Source organism: Brevundimonas sp. NPDC055311 (assembly GCF_053645695.1).
In genome coordinates this window covers 548,036-568,092 of sequence record NZ_JBSHMV010000001.1, presented here as the reverse complement: position 1 = coordinate 568,092, position 20,057 = coordinate 548,036, and the positions used below count along the sequence as shown (strand labels likewise).

The following is a 20,057-nucleotide window of genomic DNA, read 5'->3' as shown; positions in this document are numbered from 1 at the left end:
CAAAGGCCCGGTCGCGAGACCGGGCCTTTTCATTGATCAGTACAGGATCTTCCGCAGGCTGATCCTGAACGTGCGGCCCAACGGATCGAGGTAGTCGGGCTGATACGACAGCGGCGTGTTCCCCAGGCCGTCGCGGACCTCCAGCCGCTGGTCGAAGATATTCTCGACGCCGACGCTGACGCGGGCCCCCTTCAGCCACGGATAGCGCGACACCCAGTTCTCGTGCGACGACAGGTCGGCGAACAGGTTCAGGTTCACCGTCGTCAGGTCGGAGAAGCTCAGGTCGTCGTCCGGCGAGGAGCCGCCGTTGATGCGGGTGGACTCTTTCCAGTTGGCGTTCAGGAAGCCGCCCATGCCGCTCTTGAAGGCGCCCATCTGCAGCTGGACCTCGTTGCGGGACTGACCGCCGCGCGCGCCGATGGCGGCGCCGTCCAGCAGGTCGAGCACCGGCAAGCCGTCACGGATCGTGATCTCATCCTGGATCCGATAGGTGTGATACAGCGAGACGTTGAACCGCCCCTGGCCCGGCATCATGCCGCCGCCACGACCGCGTCCGCCGCCGCCCTGCATTCGCATCCCGCCGCCGGGAGGCGGTCCGCCGGCGCCCGGACCGCCGCCGGGGCCGCCCGGTCCGCGTTGGCCGCCGCCGCTGCGCGCGTTCATGCGCGCCATGGCCGCCGGATCCGGCTTGCCGAAGGCGGTCGAGAAGTTCAGGCCCCAGCGGATTTCCTGTTGCTCGGCCTTCTGGAAGTTCAGCGGCCGGGCGTCGATCGACACCAGATTGCCGTCCAGGTCGCGCGTGAAGCGCTCGGGCAGGGCGGCTTCCAGTTCCGGCGTGATGGTCGGGAAGGAGGCGATGGAGCCTTCCGTCTCGGTCCGGGTGTAGTTGGCCGTGAAGCGCAGATCCTTGTCCTTCAGCGGGGTCAGGTTGACGCCGAATTTCAGGACGCGCTTGGTCTCCTCGGACAGGTTGGGGTTGCCGCCCTCAATGCGGACGATGTTGACTGACTGGCCGGTAGCGAAGTCGTAGACGGGCACGTTCGGGGTCGAGATCGTCGGGTCGTTCAGCTGCGACATCGACGGTGCCTTCTGCTCGTCGGCCCAGCTGGCGGTGAAGTTGACCGGCTCCCACGGCGACCAGTTCAGCCCGACGGTATAGGCCGACAGGCCGCCGAAGTCAGAGAGATCTTCGTAGGCCAGGTTCAGATTGGCCGACAGGTTACCGAGCGCGCCCAGCACCTCGCGGTCGCGGTTGGCGATGGGCAGGTTGAAGTTCCCGGAGGCGCTGGTGCGGTCGCGCGACAGGGAGCGTTCGGAGAAGACGCTGGCCTGCTCTGCCTCGGAGAAGCGCAGATTCTCGGAGTCCAGCGACTGGCTGTCGAAGCCGACCTTGAAGGTCGAGGTCAGCGATCCGGCCGGGCCTTCCCAGGCCGTGCCGTTGATGACGCCCTCGATGCTGGACTTGCTGGAGATGGAGCGCGCGGTGTCGAACGGATTGGCCGGCAACTGGCCCAGGTCGCCGAACGGGTCGATGGTCCCGGCCGTCACGCCCGCCTGCAGGGCGTCGTTGTTGAGGCCGCGGCCGGTGCGGGTCTTGGTCTCGGTGCGGTCGTAGCCGCCGTTCACCGTCCAGCGCCAGTCGCCCAGATAGCCGTCGACCAGGAAGCCCAGCTGGCCGGACAGGGTGTCGGTCTGCCGTCCAAGCGCGCCGGGTGCATCGACATAGCGGTGCAGCAGCACGTCGCTGGCGAAGGGCGAATAGGGGCTGGCCGAGGGCAGGGCCAGGCTGAGGCCTGGCAGGCCCAGGTAGGAGAAGCTGGAGGTATCCTCCAACTCGCCGCTGAGCGTCAGCGACATGGTCTGGTTCAGGTCGCGCACCAGGGAGCCGGAGATGGAGCTGTTCTCACGCTTGGGCGACAAGGTGCGATAGGCGGTCAGGTCGTCGGTGCGGGGTCCGACGCCGAAGTCGGACAGGGCGGCGCCGCCCGCTGCACCCGCGCCGACCGAGGCCGTCGTGACGCTCTGGCCCAGCAGGGCCGACAGGGCGGGGTCGATCTCGCCGCCGCCGGGCGACGTGACGTTGCCCATCAGATCATAGGGCGTCCCGTCGCGGACGATGTTGCGCTCGGTCTCGAACAGGGGGGTGTCGCGCTCGTATTCCAGATCCAGCGTCCAGCGCTGCTTGCCCGAGATGCGCAAGACGTTGCTTTCCAGGTCGGTCATAGTGCGGCCGCCCTGGTCGGGACGGCGGGCGGTGGCCTGCATGGTGACGGAGCGGAAGTCGGCCTTCAGCACGAAGTTCACGACCCGCTGGTCGGCGCTGTAGCCATAGGAGAGGGCGGTTTCCTCGGGCAGGATCTCGGTGCGCTCGATGGCCTCCGGCGGGATGCCGCGAATCTCGCGGAAGCCCGAGATGCGCCGCCCGTTGACCAGGAAGACCGGCGAGCCGCCGCGCGAGCTGCGCGTCACTGGCTCCAGCAGGGTCATCAGCTCTTCGATGCTGCTGGCCCCGTAGGCCTTGATCTGCTCCTCGTCGAGGGTCAGTTCAGGTTCATAATCGCCCAGGGCCGCGCCGCGACGGGCGGTAGTGACGACCTCCAGCGTGCCCAGATCGTAGGCGTCCGCGTCGATCTCTTCCTGCGGCACGGGGGTCGCGGTCTGGGCGGGCGTGGATTGCGTCGGAACGGCCGCCGCCGTGTCGGCAGGGGACAGGGAGGCGAGGGCGAACAGCAAGGCGACTGGCGACATGTCGAGTCCTAAAGACAACCGGGGAGTAGGCACGCTCGCGCTCGACGCCCTGTCTCGTCGATCGCATCGCTTCGAGTAAAGAACGATGTGCGCCGAAAAGGGGCGCCTTCGCTCTGCAGGATTAAACTCCTGTAATAAGGGGCTTAGTCCTGTCCGAACCGACAAGACTCCAACGCACGAAGGGACGGAATCCGTCGGATCCCGTCCCTCGTTTTTTGCAGCGGCGAAGAAACCTAGAAGCGGGCGCGCACGCCCACCGTCAGGTTGCGCCCGCGCAGGGGCGCCGTCTCGGCCAGGAAGGAGGCGTGGTTGAACGCCGTCTCATCCAGCAGATTGGTCCCGCGCAGGAAGATCTGCGAGCGCACCGGCCCCAGATCGACGTCATAGGCCACGGTGGCGTTGACCATGTCGTAGCCCGGCGTCTCCGTTTCGAAGGCGGCGATGTCGGTCTGCTTGAAGGTGCGGCTGTATTCGACGTCGCCCGACCACGGTCCCTGGAAGGCGGCCAGGCGCACGCCCGCCCGCGCCGCCGGGATGCGGGGCAGGTTCCCGCCGTCGCCCTTCAACTCGCCCTGGACGTAGTCGCCGAAGACCGTGCCTGACAGCCACGGGGTGAACTGTTGCGTCAGCTCGCCCTCGATGCCGGTGAAGGTCGCGTCGGCCTGGCTGTAGCGGATCAGGCGGAAGTCCTCGTACTGATCCAGCGTCCGGGCGAAGATGTAGTCGTCATAGACGTAGTGGTAGGCGCTGACCGAGCCGGTCAGGGAGCCTTCGGTCTTGCGCAGGGTCAGCTCGATCGAATTGGCCGTCTCGACGTCCAGATTGGAGTCGCCGATCTCATAGGTGTTGGTCGCCAGGTGGACGCCGTCGGCGTACAGCTCCTGGGCCGAGGGCGCGCGCTGCGAACGCGACAGCGACACGGCGCCCGACCAGCCGGGGGTGAAGTGCCACACCGCCGAACCGGAGATGGAGAAGGGCTTGTGTTCGACGTCGGGCAGGCCGATGGCCGAGGCCTCCTGCCATTCCTGACGCAGGGCGCCTTCCAGGTGCCACAGGCCGATCTCGTATTCCTCCATCACGAACAGGCCGGTGTTCTTGGTCGTGCTGGGCGCCAGGAAGCTCTCCTCGCCGACGGCGGCGAAGTCGCTCTTGCTCAGTTGCAGGCCGACCACGCCGCGGAAGCCCGCGATCTCGCGGTGCTGGGCCTCGATGCGGCCGTCGTAGCCCTTGTTGGTGAAGGTGGTCGAGACGACGCCTTCCTCGAGCTCGCTGTGCTCATAGTCGGTGTAGCCGGCGCGCAGGCGCACGTTCTCGATGCCCGGCAGCGGGTCGCGCAGTTCGCCGCGCAGGTCGACGCGGCGGCTCTTCAGGCGGACCTCGGGGGCGGCGTGGTCGTGGTCGCCCTCATGCTCGTGCCCGTGATCGTCGTCGCCATGGCCATGATCGTCGTCGTGACCGTGGTCGTGGCCGCCGCCGCAGTGCAGGTGGTCGCCGTGCGGGTGGCAGCCTTCATATTCATGGCTGTGACCGGCCAGACCATAGCGGCTGGTCTGTTCCGTATAGGCCGCGCCCAGATAGCCGCGCGACCCGATCCAGGAGGCGCCCAGCGTCGCCGTCGAGGTCTCGTTGTAGGAGCCGTCCAGGCGCGGTTCGTCCCAGCCGGGAACCTTGTAGTCGTCCGACTTGCGCGCCGCCGCCTCGACGCGGACGGCGAAGTTGCCGGCGCCCACCGTCATGCCGACCACGCCGGCTTCCTCGTTGTCGACCGAGCCGCGACGGTATTCGGCCACGCCCTCGCCGCCGTTCGCCGGGACGCGGGTCGGGATCTTCTTGTCCAGCAGGTTGACCGCGCCGCCGATGGCCCCGCCGCCGTAGAGCAGGGCCGCCGGGCCGCGCAGGATCTCGACCCCTTCCAGCAGCAGGGGTTCGCCGGACACGGCGTGGTCGGGCGAGACTTCGGAGGCGTCCATCAGGCCCGCGCCCTCGCTCAGCACCTTGACGCGGGGCGAGGTCTGGCCGCGCACCACCGGGCGGCTGGCGCCGCCGCCGAAGGTGTCGGAGTTGACGCCGGGAATGCTGTTCAGGGTGTCGCCCAGGGTCGATTGGCGCCGATGGACCAGATCATCGCCGCTCAGCAGGGCGACGTGCGAACCGACGTCGTCGCCTGCGCGGCCCAGGGGCAGGGCGCGCACCACGACCTCGTCCACCTCATAGGCGCCGGCGTCGCGGGCGGCGTGATCGTGCGGGTCGCCCTGCGACTGACGCTGCACGGCGTCCTCAGCGAAAGCGGGCGCAGCGGCGCCCAGGCTGGTCAGCGCCGCCGCCCCCGCGGCGGTCAGCAGGAAGGTCCGAAATCGCATGTCACGCATCCCCGTTACAATGATGTGAGGCTTGATATGTTATAGTATATCATTACGCAACCGCTCCCTTGACGATTTCGTCCTGGGGGAGCCTTCACAAGCCCGCGACGTTGCAGCAGGGTCGCTGCTTCAAGGGGGCCGCCATGACCAGATCCGCCACGTTCCAAGCCATCGCCGTGACCGCCGGGTTCGGGCTGCTGGCCGCCGGTTGCTCTCAGCAGAAACCAGCCGAACCGACTTCGCCGATCGAGGCGCCGGTCGCTCAGAGCGCCGCCGCCGTGGGCTACGCCTGTGAGAGCGGCAAGACGATCGCCGTCGCCTATCCCGACGCCCAGACCGCCCGCCTGTCTTACGAAGGCAAGGACTATGTCCTGACCAGCGTGGTTTCCGCGAGCGGCGCCCGTTACGCAGGCCAGGGGCTGGAGTGGTGGACGGCCAGCCGGGGCGAGACGGAGAGCGGCACGCTGAGCCGCGCAGGCCAGGGGGATCAGGCGGGCGGCGTCATCGTCGAGCGCTGCAGCCGTCCGGTCGCCGCCGTGGCCCCGCCGCCGTCGGGCGCGCCCTGCGCCGCCGAAAACCTTCGCCTGGCGGTCGAGGGCGGCGACGCCGGCATGGGGCATCGCCTCACTACCCTGGCGCTGCGGAACACCGGCGCCGACGCCTGCACCGTGACCGGCTATCCGTCCGTCAGCCTGCTGGACGACGAGGGCAAGCTGCTGACCAGCGTTCGGGCCGTGCAGGCGCCGGGCAATTATTTCGCCCAGGGCCGCGCCCCGACGCCGGTCGAAATTCGTCCGCAGCAAGCCGCCTGGTTCGACCTGGCCTGGACCGTCATCCCGCACGAGGACAAGGGCGAGACGACCTGTCCTTCGGCCAAGACCGTGCGCGTGACGGCGCCGGGCGCGACGACGGCGATCGCCCTGCCGCTGGCCTTCACGCCCTGCGGCGGGCAGGTTGAGGTCAGTCCCCTGCGGCCCGTCCTCGATGGTTCGGCGCAGCCTGCCTCGGTCGCCGCAAACTAGGGGTTCAAACCTGCTCGAATTCAGCGTAGCGGAGCAAACATGACCCAAGATACGAACCAGGCCTTCTATGACCGCGTCTCCGCCGAGCTGGCCGATATCGACGCCCAGGGGCTGACCAAGCCCGAGCGCGTCATCGCTTCGCGCCAGGGGCCGGTGATCTCCGTCAACGGCCGCGACGTGCTGAACTTCTGCGCCAACAACTATCTGGGCCTGGCGGGCGACGAGCGCGTCACACAGGCCGGGATCAAGGCGCAGGAGAAGTGGGGCGCGGGCACGGCCTCGGTCCGCTTCATCTGCGGCACGCTGGAAATCCACAAGGAGCTGGAGCGCGCCATCGCCGACTACCTCGGCTTTGAGGACGCCATCCTGTTCGCCGCCGCCTTCGACGCCAACGGCGGCATCTTCGAGCCGCTGTTCGGGGCCGAGGACGCCATCGTCTCGGACAGCCTGAACCACGCATCGATCATCGACGGGGTGCGCCTGTCGAAGGCCCAGCGCTATCGCTTCGCCAATTCGGACATGGCCGATCTGGAGGCCAAGCTGAAGGAGGCGCGCGCCGCCGGCGCCCGCAACATCATCATCGCGACCGACGGCGCTTTCTCGATGGACGGCTACATCGGCAAGATCGACCAGATCCGCGCCCTGGCCGACCAGTATCAGGCCCTGATCATGGTCGACGACTGCCACGCGACCGGCTTCCTGGGCGACAAGGGCAAGGGCTCGTTCGCCCATTGCGGCGTCGAGGTGGACTTCGTCACCGGCACCTTCGGCAAGGCGCTGGGCGGGGCGATGGGCGGCTTCATCTGCGCCCGCAGGAATGTCGTGGAACTGCTGAAGCAGCGCGCGCGGCCCTATCTGTTCTCGAATGCTCTGGCGCCGTCCGTCTGCGGGTCGTCGCTGGAGGCCATCCGCATCGCTGCGGGAGATGAGGGCGACAAGCTGCGCGCTCAGTTGTTCGCCAATGCGGCGCGTTTCCGTTCGGCCATGGCGGCGGCGGGCTTCGACCTGCTTCCGGGCGAGCACCCGATCATCCCGGTCATGCTGGGCGACGCCAAGCTGGCGCAGGACATGGCGGCGCGCCTGCTGGAACTGGACGTCTATGTCATCGGCTTCTCATTCCCGGTGGTGCCGCGCGGCCAGGCCCGCATCCGCACCCAGATGTCGGCGGCGCATACGTTCGAGCAGATTGACGCCGCCGTGGCCGCCTTCACCCAGGCGGGCAAGGAGCTGGGTGTTATCTGACGGAGGCGGGCATGGAGGTCGTGCTGGACGGTCGCCGTATCCGCAGCCGTGACGACTTCTATGCGCAGATCGAGCGGATCGAGGGCGTGCCTGACTGGTTCGGGCGCAATCTCGACGCACTGTTCGATCTGGTGCTGGCGGTTCTGCCGGGACCGCTGACGATCCGCTGGATCCATGCGGAGGCTTCGGCCGAGGCGATGGGGGCGGACTTCGGCATTGTCGTCGGCGTCTTGCGCGATGCCGAGGAAGCGCCGAAATCAGGCTTCAAACTGCGCCTGTGCAAGGGCGCGACAACAGAGTTCAGGGAGTAGGCTGATGGCGGACATGATGAAGGCTCTGGCCAAGACGAAGCCGGCCGAGGGGCTGGAGCTGATCGACGCGCCCATTCCCGTCGCGGGTGATGAGGACGTGCTGATCAAGGTGCATCGCACCGCCGTCTGCGGCACAGACATCCACATCTGGAACTGGGACGAGTGGTCCCAGAAGAACGTGCCCGTGCCGATGATCACCGGGCATGAGTTCGCGGGCGAGATCGTCGCCATCGGCAAGGACGTGGATCGCCGCCTGAAGGTCGGCCAGCGCGTCTCGGCCGAGGGCCACGTCATCGACCTGAACTCCGAAGCGGCTCGCGCCGGCCACTTCCATCTGGACCCCGACACGCGCGGCATCGGTGTGAACCGTCAGGGCGCATTCGCCGAATACGTCGTGGCCCCGGCCTTCAACGTCATCGAGCTGCCGGACGAGGTGCCGTATGAGATCGGCTCGATCCTCGACCCGTTCGGCAACGCCGTGCACACGGCGCAGCAGTTCGATCTGTTGGGTGAGGACGTCATCGTCACCGGGGCAGGCCCCATCGGCATGATGGCCGCCGCCGTGGCGCGTCATGCGGGCGCGCGCACTGTGGTTCTCACGGATATCAACGACTTCCGCCTGGAACTTGCGCAGAAGGTTGCGCCCGGCATCCGCGCCGTGAACACCACCAAGGAAGACCTGCGCGACGTCATGCACGAGCTGGGCCTGAAGGTCGGCTTTGACGTGGCGCTGGAGATGTCAGGTTCGCCGATCGCCTTCAAACAGTGCGTCGACACCCTGATCATGGGCGGCGGCATGGCCATGCTGGGCATTCCCTCCAAGCCGATGGAGACGGACTGGGGCGCGATCATCCTGAAGGCCCTGACCATCAAGGGCGTCTATGGGCGCGAGATGTTCACGACCTGGCGCAAGATGCTGGGCCTGCTGAAGGCCGGGTTGGATCTGTCGCCGCTGATCACCCACCAGATGCCGTATCAGGACTTCGAGGCGGGCTTTGAGGCGATGAAGTCGGGCAAGTCGGGCAAGGTCGTCCTGAACTGGGCCGACTGATCGGCTTCTAAATTCCGACTTCGCGAAGGCGGGCGCGCAGGCTGTTGATCCAGTCGCGCGCCTCGTCTCCGCCCTACAGACGCCAGGCGATATAGCCGGCCGACGGCTTGATGGGATCGGCCCAATGGCGGCCGTGCCTGTCCACATCGTGACGGGCGAAATAGCTGTACATCGACTTGATGTCGCGGTCGCTGAGCGGGGTTCGCGCCATCAACTGTTCGGCGCGGCGCACCCCGACCTCGGTGCCGCCGCGTCCGTGCTGTCCGCGCAGGGCCAAACCGTCCTGCGCCGTTTCGGCGATGGCCGGAGAGGGCGTGCGGTCATCGTCGGAGAGAACGGGATGGTCGATCAGCATGGCGTATCCGGAAGCCGGGGCGTCGTCCCCTCTTATACGACTTGACCTGATGACGGGGGCGGGGGACGAGCGGCCATGAATTATCGTCATAGCTTTCACGCCGGAAATTTCGCGGATCTGGTCAAACACGCCCTTGTGCTGTGGCTGTTGAAGGAACGGCAGGCGCGCGGGCCTGTGAGCGTGCTGGACACCCATGCAGGGGCGGGTCTGTATGACCTGTCGGGCGATGCGGTCCGCTCGCGTGAGGCCGAGGCCGGAGTGGCGCGGTTGATGACCGCCGAGGCGCGGCCGCCGCTGATCGAGGCGCTGGCGGCTGAGGTTGCGGCGCTGAACCCGCAGGGCGGAGTGCGGTTCTATCCCGGCTCGCCGGTGCTGACGGCGCGGGCCTTGAGGGCTGAGGATTCCTATCGCGGCTTCGAGCTGAACCCGCCGGTCGAGGCCTTGCTGCAGGAGGCGCTGGCGCCGTGGCCCAATGCGACGGGACAGGCGGGCGACGGCTATGAGGAGGCGGTGCGCGCGGCGCGGGGGCTGAAGGCGCCGCTGGTGCTGATCGATCCGCCGTTCGAGCGGCCCGACGACTATGTCCGCTCGGCCGAGACGGCGGCGGCCGTTCTGGGCGCCGATGGGACGGCCTGTGTGGCGATCTGGACGCCGTTGAAGGATCTCGAGACCTTCGACGGCTTTATCCGGCGGCTGGAGCAGGCGGGGCTTTCGCGGGTGCTGGTCGCCGAGGCGCGGCTGCGCCCGCTGAACAATCCGATGAAGATGAACGGCTGTGCCATGACGATCGTCAACGCGCCTTCGGGCGCCGATGCGGCGGCGGCTGAAATCTGCGGCTGGACGGTTCAGGCGCTGGGCGATCCCGGCGGCCGGGCCGAGGTCTGGCGCGCAGGTTAGGCCTGGATGACCTCGCCCGGTTCGTAGAGGTGAGGCTCGAAGGTGGCGATGGCCAGGATCGGCCCCATGGCCGCAACGACCTGAGGGTGGCGCGTCATGGCCTTCCAGGCGCCGGCGCTGGCCCAGACGGCGTGATTGGCGGCGACCCGCCCGTTCAGTCCGCGATGCAGGGTGGCGGAGACGAAGCCGGGCAGGGTGGTCTGGATGCGCACAAGAGCGGCCAGATGCTCCATCAATTCGTCCAGATGGGGCGCGTTGCACTTGAAGACATTGATCAGGACGATCGGGTCTTCAGGCGGCGCATCGGCCTGGATTTCGGCTGAAGAGGGCATGGGCGGTTCGTCTCATTGCTTTCGCCTTCCTTCTACCGCAATCGAGGGGCTGACGCTTCTTCCTCCCTCGTCGATCAAGTGGATTTCATGACCGCCATCGCCATCCTCGAAACCGGTCGTCCGCCCGCCCCTCTGGCCGAGGCGTTCGGCGACTACACCGCCCAGTTCCGGGCCATGCTGGGCGAGGGCGCAACCACCCATCGATTCGACGTTCAGGCGGGGGAACTGCCGGAAGACCCGTCGGCCTTCGCCGGGACGATCGTCACCGGGTCGGCGGCGGGCGTCTATGAGGATCTGCCGTGGATCGCGCCCCTGTCCGCCTGGCTGCGCGACGCGCGGGGCAAGACGCGGCTGGTGGGCGTCTGCTTCGGCCACCAGATTCTGGCCCACGCCTTCGGCGGCCGGGTCGAGAAGTCCGACAAGGGCTGGGGCGTCGGCCTGCACCGCTATGACGTTCTGAGCGACGAAGCCTGGATGACGCCGGCGGCGTCGACCATCGCCATTCCGGCATCGCACCAGGATCAGGTCGTGGCCGCGCCTGCGGACGCACGCGTGCTGATCGCCAGCGAGTTCACCCCCTATGCGGGCCTGGCCTGGGGGCAGGACGCCATCAGCTTCCAGTGCCATCCCGAGTTCGACCCGGCCTTCGCCGCCCGTCTGACCGAAGGTCGGCGGGGACGCATCGACGACGCCCTGGTCGATCAGGCCCACGCCAGCTTGGCCCAGCCGAACGACCGCGCTGTGCTGGCCGACTGGATTCGGGCCTACCTCGGCGTTTCGGCTTGAACGGGGTCCTGGCGAGGCGCGCTTCATCGAACGGCGCTAAGCCTTAGGCAACTTCCGCAGGTCTAGAGTCGGGGGGATGGCCCCCGTACGTCTCGTGCCCCTTCTCCGTGCGCCCTTGATCGCTGTCGCCGTACTGGCGACGGCCGCGCCCGCCATGGCCGGCGTCGGCCAGGCTGCGGAGCTGGCCCGCGCCGTGGAGCAGAGAGCCGCCCGCACGAATTTCGCGGCGCTGGAGGCCTTTGGCCTGGAGGCCATGAAGCGGCGCGACCGCGAGGGGCTGAACCGGCTCTATCACGTCGCGTGGACGGTTCTGAACCAGGGGGACTTCGAAGAGGCGACCCTCTGGAACAATCGCCTGGAGGCCCAGGCGCGGGCCCAGAACGACCAACGCTACCTGGCCATTGCGCGGCTGAACGCCCTGACCATCCGCTACGACCAGGGCGATCTGGCGGTCGAGAAGGAGATGGCGCACACGGCGCGGACGAGCCGCGACTGGTTCGTCATGGCTCATGCGGCCCGCTTGAGCGCCCTGGCCCTGATGGATCAGGACCGCATCGGCGAAGGCCTACGACTGCTGACCACGGCCGAAAGCGAGATCCCGGTGCATGACCCCTATGCCGCCACTGCGCGCGCGGGGGTCTGGGAAATGACCGGCATGGGCCTGATGAAGCTGAGCGACGTGGCTGGAGCGGCGGCGGCCTTCCGCCGTTTCGAGATCGACGATTCCAATCCCGACTATCCGCGTCCCGACTTCGACAGCCTCTATAATCTGACGCGGATGGCGCTTCAGGTGGGGGACCTGTCGAACGCGGAACTTTACTATGCGGCCCATCATCGGCTCAGCCAGCGCGCGAACCTGGAAAGCCTCAGCGCCTATGACGCCGCCCTGTGCGCCTTCCTCGCCGATGCGCGGCGGGATTCGCGCGGAGTGCTGGACTGCCTGGCCCCGCACGAAGCGCTGATCGACGGCAAGGCCTTCCTGGCGCTCGACATCCTGCCGGCCAGGGGCGTGGCGCGCGCGCGGCTGGGCGATCTGGCGGGCGCGCGCAGCGACCTGGAGCGTCTGCGAGAGTTGGCTCCGAACGGCGGAGTCGATCCGACCGAACGCCTGCTTGAGGCCGAGCTTCTGTTTGCTTCCGGCCGGGCGGCCGAAGCCTTTGACGTTCTGCGCGAGTATCAGCGTCAGCGCGACCTGCACCTGTCTCTGCGATTCAGCGCGGGCATTCATCAGGTGACGGGCGATATGCAGGAGCAGTTGGCCGAGCGGCGACGTCAGTTGGAGACGGCCCGCGCCAACACCCAGCTGCAACACGCAGTGATCCGGGGACAGAATTGGATCCTGGGCATAAGCCTCGCCTTCGCCGTGTCGGTCCTTCTGGTGGTGTTCTGGCAGAGGCGGCAGTCTCGTCGGCTGAAGGAGGCCCAACTCCACGCCGAGGCCGCGAACCGCGCAAAGAGCGAGTTCTTGGCCAATATGAGCCACGAGATCCGGACGCCGCTCAACGGCGTGGTGGCGATGGCCGAAGCCTTGGCCGGGCGCGATCTGCGCGAGCAGGACCGGGAGCTGGTGAACATCATCCGGTCGTCCGGCGTCACCCTGGAGCGATTGCTCTCGGACATTCTGGACGTCGCCCGCATCGAGTCGGGCAAGGTGACGATCGAGCCTGCGCCCTTCGACCTTGAGGAGGCGTCGCGTGACGTCTCCGCACTGTGGGCGCCGCTGGCCATGGGCAAGGGGGTGGAGCTGCGGCTGGAGTATGATCCAGCCTTGCCGCGCCGGGTGCTCGGCGACGCCGTGCGCCTGCGCCAGGTGCTGACCAATCTCGTCAGCAACGCGCTGAAATTCACCCAGGAAGGCAGCGTGACGTTGAAGGTCGCCCGGACAGAGGGGGACCGCGTGCGCTTCACGGTCCTCGACACGGGCATCGGCTTTGACGCCGAGTTCAAGTCGCGCATCTTTCATCGCTTCCAGCAGGAGGACGGCTCCATCACCCGCCGTTTCGGCGGCAGCGGGCTTGGGCTGGCGATTTCAGACGATCTGGTCCGGCTGATGGGCGGGGAGCTCGACTGCGATTCTCCGCCGGGCGAGGGCGCGCGCTTCTGGTTCGACCTGTCCCTGCCGACGGCGACAGACGAGGCGCCGAACGAGGCGGTTCAGGCCGCGCCGCCGCCGTCGATGGAACGTGCAGGCGCGCCGCGCGTGCTTCTGGCCGATGATCATCCGGCCAACCGCAAGGTAGTCGAGGTCATGCTCGAACCGTTGGGAGTCGAGTTGACGACGGTCGAGGATGGGGCCCAGGCCCTGGCCGCCTTCCGCGAGGGGGGCTTCGACCTGGTGCTGATGGATATGCAGATGCCGGTCATGGACGGACTGACCGCCACGACCGAGATGCGCGCCCACGAGCGCCGCATCGGCGCGGAGCCGACGCCGATCCTGATGCTGACCGCCAACGCCATGAGCGAGCATGTCGAGGCCAGCCATCGCGCGGGCGCCGACGGCCATCTGACCAAGCCGCTGAGCGTGGCGGGCCTGACCAGGGCCGTCGCAGAGGCCCTGGACCGGGCGAACGATCAGGTCTCGGCCTGAACCTCGGCGTTTAGGGCCACTTCACCACGGGCGGCATGGAGCTGAGGATCGACTCGACATTGCCGCCGGTCTTCAGCCCGAACATGGTGCCGCGGTCGTAGAGCAGGTTGAACTCCACATAGCGGCCGCGCCGGATCAGCTGTTCCTCGCGTTCCGCGTCGGTCCAGGGCTCCTGCATGCGGCGGGCGACGATGTCCGTGTAGACCTTCAGGAAGGCCTCGCCGACGGCCTGGGTGAAGGCGAAGTCCCGCTCCCAGTCGCCGCTGTCGTGGTGGTCGTAGAAGATGCCGCCGGTGCCGCGCGGCTCATTGCGGTGGGGCAGGAAGAAATACTCGTCGCACCACTGCTTGTATTTGGCGTGCCAGGCCGGGTCGAAGGCGTCGCAGGCGCCCTGCATGGCGGCGTGGAAGTCGACGGTGTCGGGGTGGTCGTCGCGGCGGTCCGCATCCAGCACAGGCGTCAGGTCGCCGCCGCCGCCGAACCAGGTCTTGGTCGTCGAGATCAGGCGGGTGTTCATGTGCACGGCGGGCACGCGCGGGCTGACCGGATGGCAGATCAGGCTAATGCCGGTGGCGTAGAAGCGCGGGTCTTCCTCGGCGCCCGGCACGTTCTTGGCGTAGTCGGCGGGGAAGGTTCCGTGGACGGTCGAGCAGTGGACGCCGACCTTTTCGAACAGGCGGCCGCTCATCATGCCCATGACCCCGCCGCCGCCTTCCTTGCGATCCCAGGGCGTGCGGACGAAGCGGCCGGCCTCGCCGGCGAACAGTTCGGCGGGGGCGGCGTCTTCCAGCGCCTCGAAACCGGCGTGGATCTTGTCGCGCAGGGTCTCGAACCAGACGCGGGCGCGCTCGCGGCGCTCAATCATCAGGGCGGGGTCAGCTTGGATCATGAGGGCTTCAACCATGACGCGGCCTTTCTGAACAGTCCGGCGAGGTGCGCGGATGCGAGCCTGATGCCGCAGCGCGGGCGAGGGGGCCTTGATCCAGATCACAAGGCGGCCTGCGGAGGGGCGGTCTGCGGGGCGGTATACGGATGGTTCCCTCAGCGCCTTAGCTGTGCCAGCGTACCGCGCCCGTAGGAAGCGGCGCCGTGGGGCGACCGAGCGGGCCGAGTATCCAGGAGGGGAAACCATGATCCGCATCGCCCTGAACGCCAAACTGCGCGCGAGCCTGCTCGCCGCCGCCTCCGTCGCCGTCCTGGCCGGACCGACCGTGGCTCAAACTCAGCCGCAAGAGGCGCGGGTGATGCAGATCCTCAAGCGCACGCCTCTGGTCGATGGCCACAACGACCTGCCGTGGGCGCTGCGTCAGGGCTTTGGGAACGACCCTTACGGCGTTGATCTGAACGCGAATCTATCGACCTCGACGCGCCTGCATACCGATATCCCGCGTCTGCGCGCAGGCGGCGTGGGCGGCCAGTTCTGGTCGGTCTACGTTCCCGCCAGCATGGCGCCGGTCGACGCGGCCAAGGCCACCTTCGAACAGATCGATACGGTCAAGCGCATCGTCGCCGCCCACCCCGAAACCTTCGAACTCGCCACCACCGCAGACGACCTGGTCCGCATCCATCGCGCGGGCAAGATCGCCAGCCTGATCGGCATGGAAGGCGGCTATTCGATCGACGACTCCCTGGGGCTGCTGCGCGAATTCTATGATTCGGGCGCTCGCTACATGACGTTGACCCACTCCAAGAGCACGACCTGGGCCGACAGCGGCACCGACGCGCCCAAATGGAACGGGCTGAACGCCTTCGGCGAGGAGGTGGTCAAGGAGATGAATCGCCTGGGCATGATGGTCGACCTCAGCCACGTGTCCGAGGACACCATGGTCGACGCCATCCGGGTGTCCGAGGCGCCGGTGATCTTCTCCCACTCCTCGGCGCGGGCCGTGACGGCCCATCCGCGCAACGTGCCCGACGCCGTGCTGCGCCAGATGGCGGCCAACGGCGGCATCGTCATGGTGACCTTCGTGCCTGGCTTCATCAGCGAACCGGTGCGCGCCTGGGGCGCCGCCCGCGCGGCCGAAACCACGCGGCTGACGGCGCTGAATCCCGGCGATCCGACGGCGGTCAAGGCCGGCGTGGACGCCTGGGTTGCGGCCAATCCCGCGCCCAAGGCGACGATCGAGGACGTCATCGCCCACATTCAGCACGTCCGCGACGTGGCGGGCATCGACCATGTGGGCCTGGGCGGCGACTATGACGGGGTGGACAGCCTGCCGGTCGGCCTTGAGGGCGTGGACGGCTATCCGCGCCTGTTGGCCGAATTGATGAACCGGGGGTGGAGCGAAGCCGATATCCGCAAGATCTCGGGCGAGAACCTGCTGCGCGTCATGCGCGCCGTCGAGCGCGTCGCCGCCTCGAAGGGCGCCGAACGCCCGAACCTGGCCAAACTGCCGGACGACGGCGCGCCGGAATAGGTCGAATCCTTCTCCCACAAGGGGAGAAGGATTACCGCATCGGCAGCGAGTGCAACTGCCTTAGCGCCTCATGCAGGCCTATCCCGGCGCTGACCGACAGGTTCAGCGACCGGGTTTCCGGCCGTATCGGAATGAAGATTCGCGCATCCGCCGCCGCGTGGACGTAGTCGGGCGAACCGGCGCTCTCCTTGCCGAACAGCAGGACGTCGTCGGGCTGGAAGACGAAATCCGTCAGAGGTTCGGCCGCGCGCGTGGTGAACAGCACCAGCCGTCCCGGCGCCCGCTCGCGCTGGAAGGCGTCCCAGTCGGAATGGCGCGTCATATGGGACAAGGGCCCGTAATCCAGGGCCGCCCGCTTCATCGCGCGGTCGTCGAAATTAAAGCTGGTGGGCTCGATGACGTGCAATTCCACGCCGAAACAGGCGCTCAGACGGATGCAGGCGCCGACATTATGGGGGATGTCAGGTTGAAAAAGGGCGAGACGCATTCTAAGGCCCTCATACGCGCGGGGCGGGGCCTTGTCGCGGCTTTTGTTGCGACCGTTTCGCAAATCGCTTCCGCGACTTGTCTGGGACGGACGAAACCGAGGCCGGACGGGCAGGGATTTGCCGTCGCATGATAGGGTTCCATTCGGTTGACGCTCCATGTCGGGGCGGGCGGCCGGCGATGCAGAGGTGAAACGCGTGGCCGAATCGGTCGTGAATGCTGACGGGCCTGACGGCCAACACGGGGGTGGCGACGCCACTCGCCGCGACTTCATCCACATTGCGGCGGGCGCGGCTGCGGCCGGCGCCGGCGTGATGGTGGCGTGGCCCTTGATCAACCAGATGAACCCGGCGGCCGATACCTTGGCCCTGGCGTCGATCGAATTCGATCTGACCAAGGTTCAGGAAGGTCAGCAGGTCGTCATCAAGTGGCAGGGCAAGCCGGTCTTCGTGCGCTATCGCACCCCGGCCGAGCTGACCAAGGTCATCGACGAGGGCGCCGTAGGCAGCCCGCCGCAGACCGACGCCGAGCGCACCAAGGCCGGCCACGAGAAATATCTCGTCGTCATCGGCTCGTGCACCCACCTGGGCTGCGTGCCGACCTTCAACGCCGGCGACTACGGCGGCTGGTTCTGCCCCTGCCACGGTTCGCACTACGACGCCTCGGGCCGCATCCGTAAGGGTCCGGCGCCGCTGAACCTGATCGTGCCGAACTACGAATACATGTCCGACACCCGCGTGAAGATCGGCTGAGGACGGACAGAGGAACCATGAGCGATCACGAATCCACTTACGTCCCGAAAACCGCTGTCGAGCGGTGGATGGACACCCGCCTGCCGATCATCCGTTTCGGCATGGACTATGCGAACCTGCCGACCCCGAAGAACCTGAACTACTGGTGGACCTTCGGCGGCATCCTGGCGATCTGCCTGATGACGCAGATCATCACCGGCATCGTCCTGGCCATGCACTACACCCCGCACGTCGACATGGCCTTTGCCTCGGTCGAGCGCATCATGCGCGACGTGAACGGCGGCTGGCTGATCCGCTACGTGCACGCCAACGGCGCGTCGATGTTCTTCATCGCCGTCTATCTGCACATGCTGCGGGGCCTCTACTACGGCTCCTACAAGGCGCCGCGCGAGATGATCTGGATCGTCGGCTGCGTCATCTTCTTCCTGATGATCGCCACCGCCTTCCTCGGCTATGTCCTGCCGTGGGGCCAGATGTCCTTCTGGGGCGCTGAGGTGATCACCAACCTGATCGGCGCCATTCCGGTCGTCGGCGAGCCGATCCTGATCTGGCTGCGCGGCGGCCCGGCGATCGACAACGCGACGCTGAACCGCTTCTTCTCGCTGCACTACCTGCTGCCGTTCGTCATCGCCGGCTGCGTGGTGCTGCACCTGTGGGCCCTGCACGCCGCCGGTCAGAACAACCCGGTCGGCATCCTGATCCCGAAGGACCGCGCCAAGAAGGACATGCTGCCCTTCCACCCGTACTTCACGGTCAAGGACGGCTTCGCAATCATCCTGTTCCTGATCCTGTTCGCAGTCTTCGTCTTCTACAACCCGAACGCCCTGGGCCACGCCGACAACTACATTCCGGCCAACCCGCTGCAGACCCCGGCGCACATCGTGCCTGAGTGGTACATGCTGCCCTTCTACGCGATCCTGCGCGCCATCCCCGACAAGTTCGGCGGCGTGGTGGCCATGTTCGCGGCGATCGGGGTGCTGTTCGTCCTGCCGTGGCTGGACACGTCCAAGGTGCGCTCCATGCGCTACCGCCCGACGATGAAGACCTTCTTCATCATTTTCCTGTTCGTCTGCTTCGGCCTGGGCTGGTGCGGCGCGCAGCTGCCCGACGCTCCGGTGATCGGCAGCTTCAAGACCTTCACCCTGATCGACGGCGACCTGAACTCCTACCTGTGGCTGACGCGTTTCCTGACGGCCTACTACTTCGTCTTCTTCCTGGTGCTGATGCCGGTCATCGGCCTGCGTGAGAAGCCGCTGCCGATCCCGGCGACGATCTCGGAGCCCGTGCTCCCGTCGACCGCAGCCGAGAAGGCGTGAGCGCGATGATGAGCAACGAGAAAAAGACCGTGTCCTTCCGCAAGATCCTCGTCTCCGTGACGGCCGCTGTCGGCCTGGTCGCCATCGCCGCACCGGCGATGGCCGCCGGGAGCGCCAAGCATCCGCGCGACGGCGGCTTCAGCTTCGCCGGGCCGTTCGGCACCTTCGATCAGGGCCAGCTGCAACGCGGCTACAAGGTCTATCGCGAGGTCTGCGCCTCCTGCCACGGCATGGACCTGATGCACTTCCGCAACCTGGGCGACAAGGACGGCCCGTTCTGGAATCCGAAGTATCCGAACCCGAACGACAATCCTGTCGTGAAGGCTCTGGCCAAGGAGATCCAGGTCGCCGACATCGACTCGGAGACGGGTGAGGCCCTGATGCGCGACGCCACCACGGCCGACCGCTTCCCCAACCCCTATCCGAACCCGACGGCGGCCGCTGCGGCCAACGGCGGCGCCATGCCGCCGGACCTGTCGGTCATGGCCAAGGCCCGTCACGACGGCGCCAACTATATCTACTCGCTGCTGTCGGGCTATTCGGCCCCGCCGGCGGGCCTGAAGATGACCGAGACCCAGCACTACAACCCCTATATGGCCGGGGACATGACCCCGTTCTGGACGGGCGAGGGCCATGTTCCGCCCGGCGGCTTCATCGCCATGCCGCCGCCGTTGAGCGCGGGCCAGGTCACCTATGACGACGGCACCGAGGCGACGGTGGATCAGATGTCCAAGGACGTCGCGGCCTTCATCGCCTGGACGTCCGAGCCGAAGATGGTCGAGCGCAAGCAGATGGGCTTCGGCGTGCTGATCTTCCTTCTGGCCTTCGCGGGCGTGACCTACGCCAGCTACCGCCGCATCTGGAAGGGCGTCGCCCACTAAGGCGTCCTCTCCTTGCAGACGAAACGACCCGCCGGAGCGATCCGGCGGGTTTTTTCATGGACGGCGTCCGCGTCAGCGGGCGAGGGCGGTGCAGCGGATCAGGCGCTGGGGCGCTTCGTCGGGTCTGTCGAGGCGGATCAGCCGCAGCGTCTCGTTCGTCGCCTCGAACCGGACTTGTCGGGAGGAGCGCCCGCTTTCCGTCTCGCAGTCGAGAAGGGCGTCGTAGCCCTGGCCGCGCTCGTCGATGGATTCGATGACGCAGCGCAGTCCCCGTCCGTGCAGATCAGTGGTGGTGATCTGAAGCGCGGCCTGATCGCCGGGCTGGGCGCAAGTTTCGGCCGTGGGCACCCAACGGCCGATGAAGCTGGTCGCGCCGGCGCCGCGCATAAGCGGCTCCATCCCCGGTGGGCGCTGTGGCGGAGGCGCCGAAGTCCCCGGACCCTGTATGGGCTGGGCCGGCTCTGTGGGCGGGTTGACCTGTCCCGGCGGGTCGCAGGCCGTCAGCAAGGTCGCC

At 67.4% G+C, this 20,057-nt stretch carries 18 protein-coding genes; 11 read left to right on the top strand and 7 right to left on the bottom strand.

Annotation, left to right across the window (positions count from 1 at the left end):
• Window positions 1-36: 36 nt before the first annotated feature.
• Window positions 37-2,748: a TonB-dependent receptor gene (locus ACWIDZ_RS02700; RefSeq protein WP_453988363.1), complete on the bottom strand. Its 2,712-nt coding sequence runs from the start codon at window positions 2,746-2,748 to the stop codon at window positions 37-39.
• Window positions 2,749-2,981: 233 nt separating this feature from the next.
• Entirely contained in the window at window positions 2,982-5,108 is a 2,127-nt protein-coding gene (locus ACWIDZ_RS02695) for a TonB-dependent receptor domain-containing protein (protein ID WP_453988364.1), read from the bottom strand.
• Between the two features lie 143 nt (window positions 5,109-5,251).
• Between ACWIDZ_RS02695 and ACWIDZ_RS02690 the strand changes: the two genes are divergently transcribed.
• From ACWIDZ_RS02690 to tdh, 4 genes are read left to right on the top strand one after another with little or no spacing between them, the layout of a single operon-like run.
• Window positions 5,252-6,130 (top strand): DUF4232 domain-containing protein, encoded by an 879-nt coding sequence (locus tag ACWIDZ_RS02690; protein ID WP_343831207.1) that lies wholly within the window; start codon window positions 5,252-5,254, stop codon window positions 6,128-6,130.
• Window positions 6,131-6,169: 39 nt separating this feature from the next.
• The gene (locus ACWIDZ_RS02685) at window positions 6,170-7,372 is read left to right on the top strand and encodes a glycine C-acetyltransferase (protein ID WP_453988365.1); all 1,203 of its coding nucleotides are present in this window, start codon (window positions 6,170-6,172) and stop codon (window positions 7,370-7,372) included.
• Window positions 7,373-7,383: 11 nt separating this feature from the next.
• Window positions 7,384-7,683, top strand: a complete 300-nt coding sequence (locus ACWIDZ_RS02680) for a barstar family protein (RefSeq protein WP_346487837.1) — start codon at window positions 7,384-7,386, stop codon at window positions 7,681-7,683.
• 4 nt (window positions 7,684-7,687) lie between these two features.
• Window positions 7,688-8,734 (top strand): L-threonine 3-dehydrogenase, encoded by a 1,047-nt coding sequence (tdh, locus tag ACWIDZ_RS02675; RefSeq protein ID WP_430824120.1) that lies wholly within the window; start codon window positions 7,688-7,690, stop codon window positions 8,732-8,734.
• Window positions 8,735-8,807: 73 nt separating this feature from the next.
• On the opposite strand, the gene ACWIDZ_RS02670 is transcribed toward tdh, so the two are convergent.
• Window positions 8,808-9,089, bottom strand: coding sequence for a hypothetical protein (locus ACWIDZ_RS02670; protein WP_453988366.1), 282 nt, complete (start codon window positions 9,087-9,089; stop codon window positions 8,808-8,810).
• Between the two features lie 75 nt (window positions 9,090-9,164).
• Here ACWIDZ_RS02670 and rlmJ point away from each other — a divergent pair, with 75 nt between their 5' ends.
• A complete protein-coding gene (gene rlmJ, locus ACWIDZ_RS02665; protein ID WP_453988367.1) occupies window positions 9,165-9,986 on the top strand; it encodes a 23S rRNA (adenine(2030)-N(6))-methyltransferase RlmJ in 822 nt (273 codons plus the stop codon).
• Here rlmJ and ACWIDZ_RS02660 read toward each other — a convergent pair.
• Window positions 9,983-10,318: an antibiotic biosynthesis monooxygenase family protein gene (locus ACWIDZ_RS02660; RefSeq protein ID WP_452111448.1), complete on the bottom strand. Its 336-nt coding sequence runs from the start codon at window positions 10,316-10,318 to the stop codon at window positions 9,983-9,985. The two genes, rlmJ and ACWIDZ_RS02660, sit on opposite strands and share 4 nt — an antisense overlap.
• 87 nt (window positions 10,319-10,405) lie before the next feature.
• On the opposite strand from ACWIDZ_RS02660, the gene ACWIDZ_RS02655 reads away from it, so the two are divergent.
• Window positions 10,406-11,104: a glutamine amidotransferase-related protein gene (locus tag ACWIDZ_RS02655; RefSeq protein WP_291776294.1), complete on the top strand. Its 699-nt coding sequence runs from the start codon at window positions 10,406-10,408 to the stop codon at window positions 11,102-11,104.
• A gap of 115 nt (window positions 11,105-11,219) precedes the next feature.
• Window positions 11,220-13,691 (top strand): ATP-binding protein, encoded by a 2,472-nt coding sequence (locus ACWIDZ_RS02650; protein ID WP_453988368.1) that lies wholly within the window; start codon window positions 11,220-11,222, stop codon window positions 13,689-13,691.
• A gap of 10 nt (window positions 13,692-13,701) precedes the next feature.
• Here the strand turns inward: ACWIDZ_RS02650 and hemF are convergent, their stop codons facing one another.
• Window positions 13,702-14,556, bottom strand: a complete 855-nt coding sequence (hemF, locus tag ACWIDZ_RS02645; RefSeq protein WP_453988714.1) for an oxygen-dependent coproporphyrinogen oxidase — start codon at window positions 14,554-14,556, stop codon at window positions 13,702-13,704.
• Window positions 14,557-14,821: 265 nt separating this feature from the next.
• Between hemF and ACWIDZ_RS02640 the strand changes: the two genes are divergently transcribed.
• Entirely contained in the window at window positions 14,822-16,108 is a 1,287-nt protein-coding gene (locus tag ACWIDZ_RS02640; protein WP_346487831.1) for a dipeptidase, read from the top strand.
• A 31-nt stretch (window positions 16,109-16,139) separates the two neighbouring features.
• Here ACWIDZ_RS02640 and ACWIDZ_RS02635 read toward each other — a convergent pair whose 3' ends face one another.
• The gene (locus ACWIDZ_RS02635; protein WP_453988369.1) at window positions 16,140-16,595 is read right to left on the bottom strand and encodes a tRNA (cytidine(34)-2'-O)-methyltransferase; all 456 of its coding nucleotides are present in this window, start codon (window positions 16,593-16,595) and stop codon (window positions 16,140-16,142) included.
• Window positions 16,596-16,791: 196 nt separating this feature from the next.
• Between ACWIDZ_RS02635 and petA the strand changes: the two genes are divergently transcribed.
• Genes petA through ACWIDZ_RS02620 form a run of 3 tightly spaced genes read left to right on the top strand, consistent with a single transcriptional unit; the run spans window position 16,792 to window position 19,543 of the window.
• Window positions 16,792-17,346 (top strand): ubiquinol-cytochrome c reductase iron-sulfur subunit, encoded by a 555-nt coding sequence (gene petA, locus ACWIDZ_RS02630; RefSeq protein ID WP_291776282.1) that lies wholly within the window; start codon window positions 16,792-16,794, stop codon window positions 17,344-17,346.
• Window positions 17,347-17,363: 17 nt separating this feature from the next.
• Window positions 17,364-18,662 (top strand): cytochrome b, encoded by a 1,299-nt coding sequence (locus ACWIDZ_RS02625; RefSeq protein WP_291776280.1) that lies wholly within the window; start codon window positions 17,364-17,366, stop codon window positions 18,660-18,662.
• Window positions 18,663-18,667: 5 nt separating this feature from the next.
• Window positions 18,668-19,543, top strand: a complete 876-nt coding sequence (locus ACWIDZ_RS02620; protein ID WP_453988715.1) for a cytochrome c1 — start codon at window positions 18,668-18,670, stop codon at window positions 19,541-19,543.
• A gap of 72 nt (window positions 19,544-19,615) precedes the next feature.
• Here ACWIDZ_RS02620 and ACWIDZ_RS02615 read toward each other — a convergent pair whose 3' ends face one another.
• Window positions 19,616-19,930: a hypothetical protein gene (locus ACWIDZ_RS02615; protein WP_453988370.1), complete on the bottom strand. Its 315-nt coding sequence runs from the start codon at window positions 19,928-19,930 to the stop codon at window positions 19,616-19,618.
• Window positions 19,931-20,057: the final 127 nt, after the last annotated feature.

What these genes read in the sequence shown, in the direction of transcription:
- ACWIDZ_RS02700 (WP_453988363.1), bottom strand. Translation starts at nt 2,748, where the DNA reads ATGTCGCCAGTCGCCTTGCTGTTCGCCCTCGCCTCCCTGTCCCCTGCC.
- ACWIDZ_RS02695 (WP_453988364.1), bottom strand. Translation starts at nt 5,108, where the DNA reads ATGCGATTTCGGACCTTCCTGCTGACCGCCGCGGGGGCGGCGGCGCTG.
- ACWIDZ_RS02690 (WP_343831207.1), top strand. Translation starts at nt 5,252, where the DNA reads ATGACCAGATCCGCCACGTTCCAAGCCATCGCCGTGACCGCCGGGTTC.
- ACWIDZ_RS02685 (WP_453988365.1), top strand. Translation starts at nt 6,170, where the DNA reads ATGACCCAAGATACGAACCAGGCCTTCTATGACCGCGTCTCCGCCGAG.
- ACWIDZ_RS02680 (WP_346487837.1), top strand. Translation starts at nt 7,384, where the DNA reads ATGGAGGTCGTGCTGGACGGTCGCCGTATCCGCAGCCGTGACGACTTC.
- tdh (WP_430824120.1), top strand. Translation starts at nt 7,688, where the DNA reads ATGGCGGACATGATGAAGGCTCTGGCCAAGACGAAGCCGGCCGAGGGG.
- ACWIDZ_RS02670 (WP_453988366.1), bottom strand. Translation starts at nt 9,089, where the DNA reads ATGCTGATCGACCATCCCGTTCTCTCCGACGATGACCGCACGCCCTCT.
- rlmJ (WP_453988367.1), top strand. Translation starts at nt 9,165, where the DNA reads ATGAATTATCGTCATAGCTTTCACGCCGGAAATTTCGCGGATCTGGTC.
- ACWIDZ_RS02660 (WP_452111448.1), bottom strand. Translation starts at nt 10,318, where the DNA reads ATGCCCTCTTCAGCCGAAATCCAGGCCGATGCGCCGCCTGAAGACCCG.
- ACWIDZ_RS02655 (WP_291776294.1), top strand. Translation starts at nt 10,406, where the DNA reads ATGACCGCCATCGCCATCCTCGAAACCGGTCGTCCGCCCGCCCCTCTG.
- hemF (WP_453988714.1), bottom strand. Translation starts at nt 14,556, where the DNA reads ATGATTGAGCGCCGCGAGCGCGCCCGCGTCTGGTTCGAGACCCTGCGC.
- ACWIDZ_RS02640 (WP_346487831.1), top strand. Translation starts at nt 14,822, where the DNA reads ATGATCCGCATCGCCCTGAACGCCAAACTGCGCGCGAGCCTGCTCGCC.
- ACWIDZ_RS02635 (WP_453988369.1), bottom strand. Translation starts at nt 16,595, where the DNA reads ATGCGTCTCGCCCTTTTTCAACCTGACATCCCCCATAATGTCGGCGCC.
- ACWIDZ_RS02625 (WP_291776280.1), top strand. Translation starts at nt 17,364, where the DNA reads ATGAGCGATCACGAATCCACTTACGTCCCGAAAACCGCTGTCGAGCGG.
- ACWIDZ_RS02620 (WP_453988715.1), top strand. Translation starts at nt 18,668, where the DNA reads ATGATGAGCAACGAGAAAAAGACCGTGTCCTTCCGCAAGATCCTCGTC.
- ACWIDZ_RS02615 (WP_453988370.1), bottom strand. Translation starts at nt 19,930, where the DNA reads ATGCGCGGCGCCGGCGCGACCAGCTTCATCGGCCGTTGGGTGCCCACG.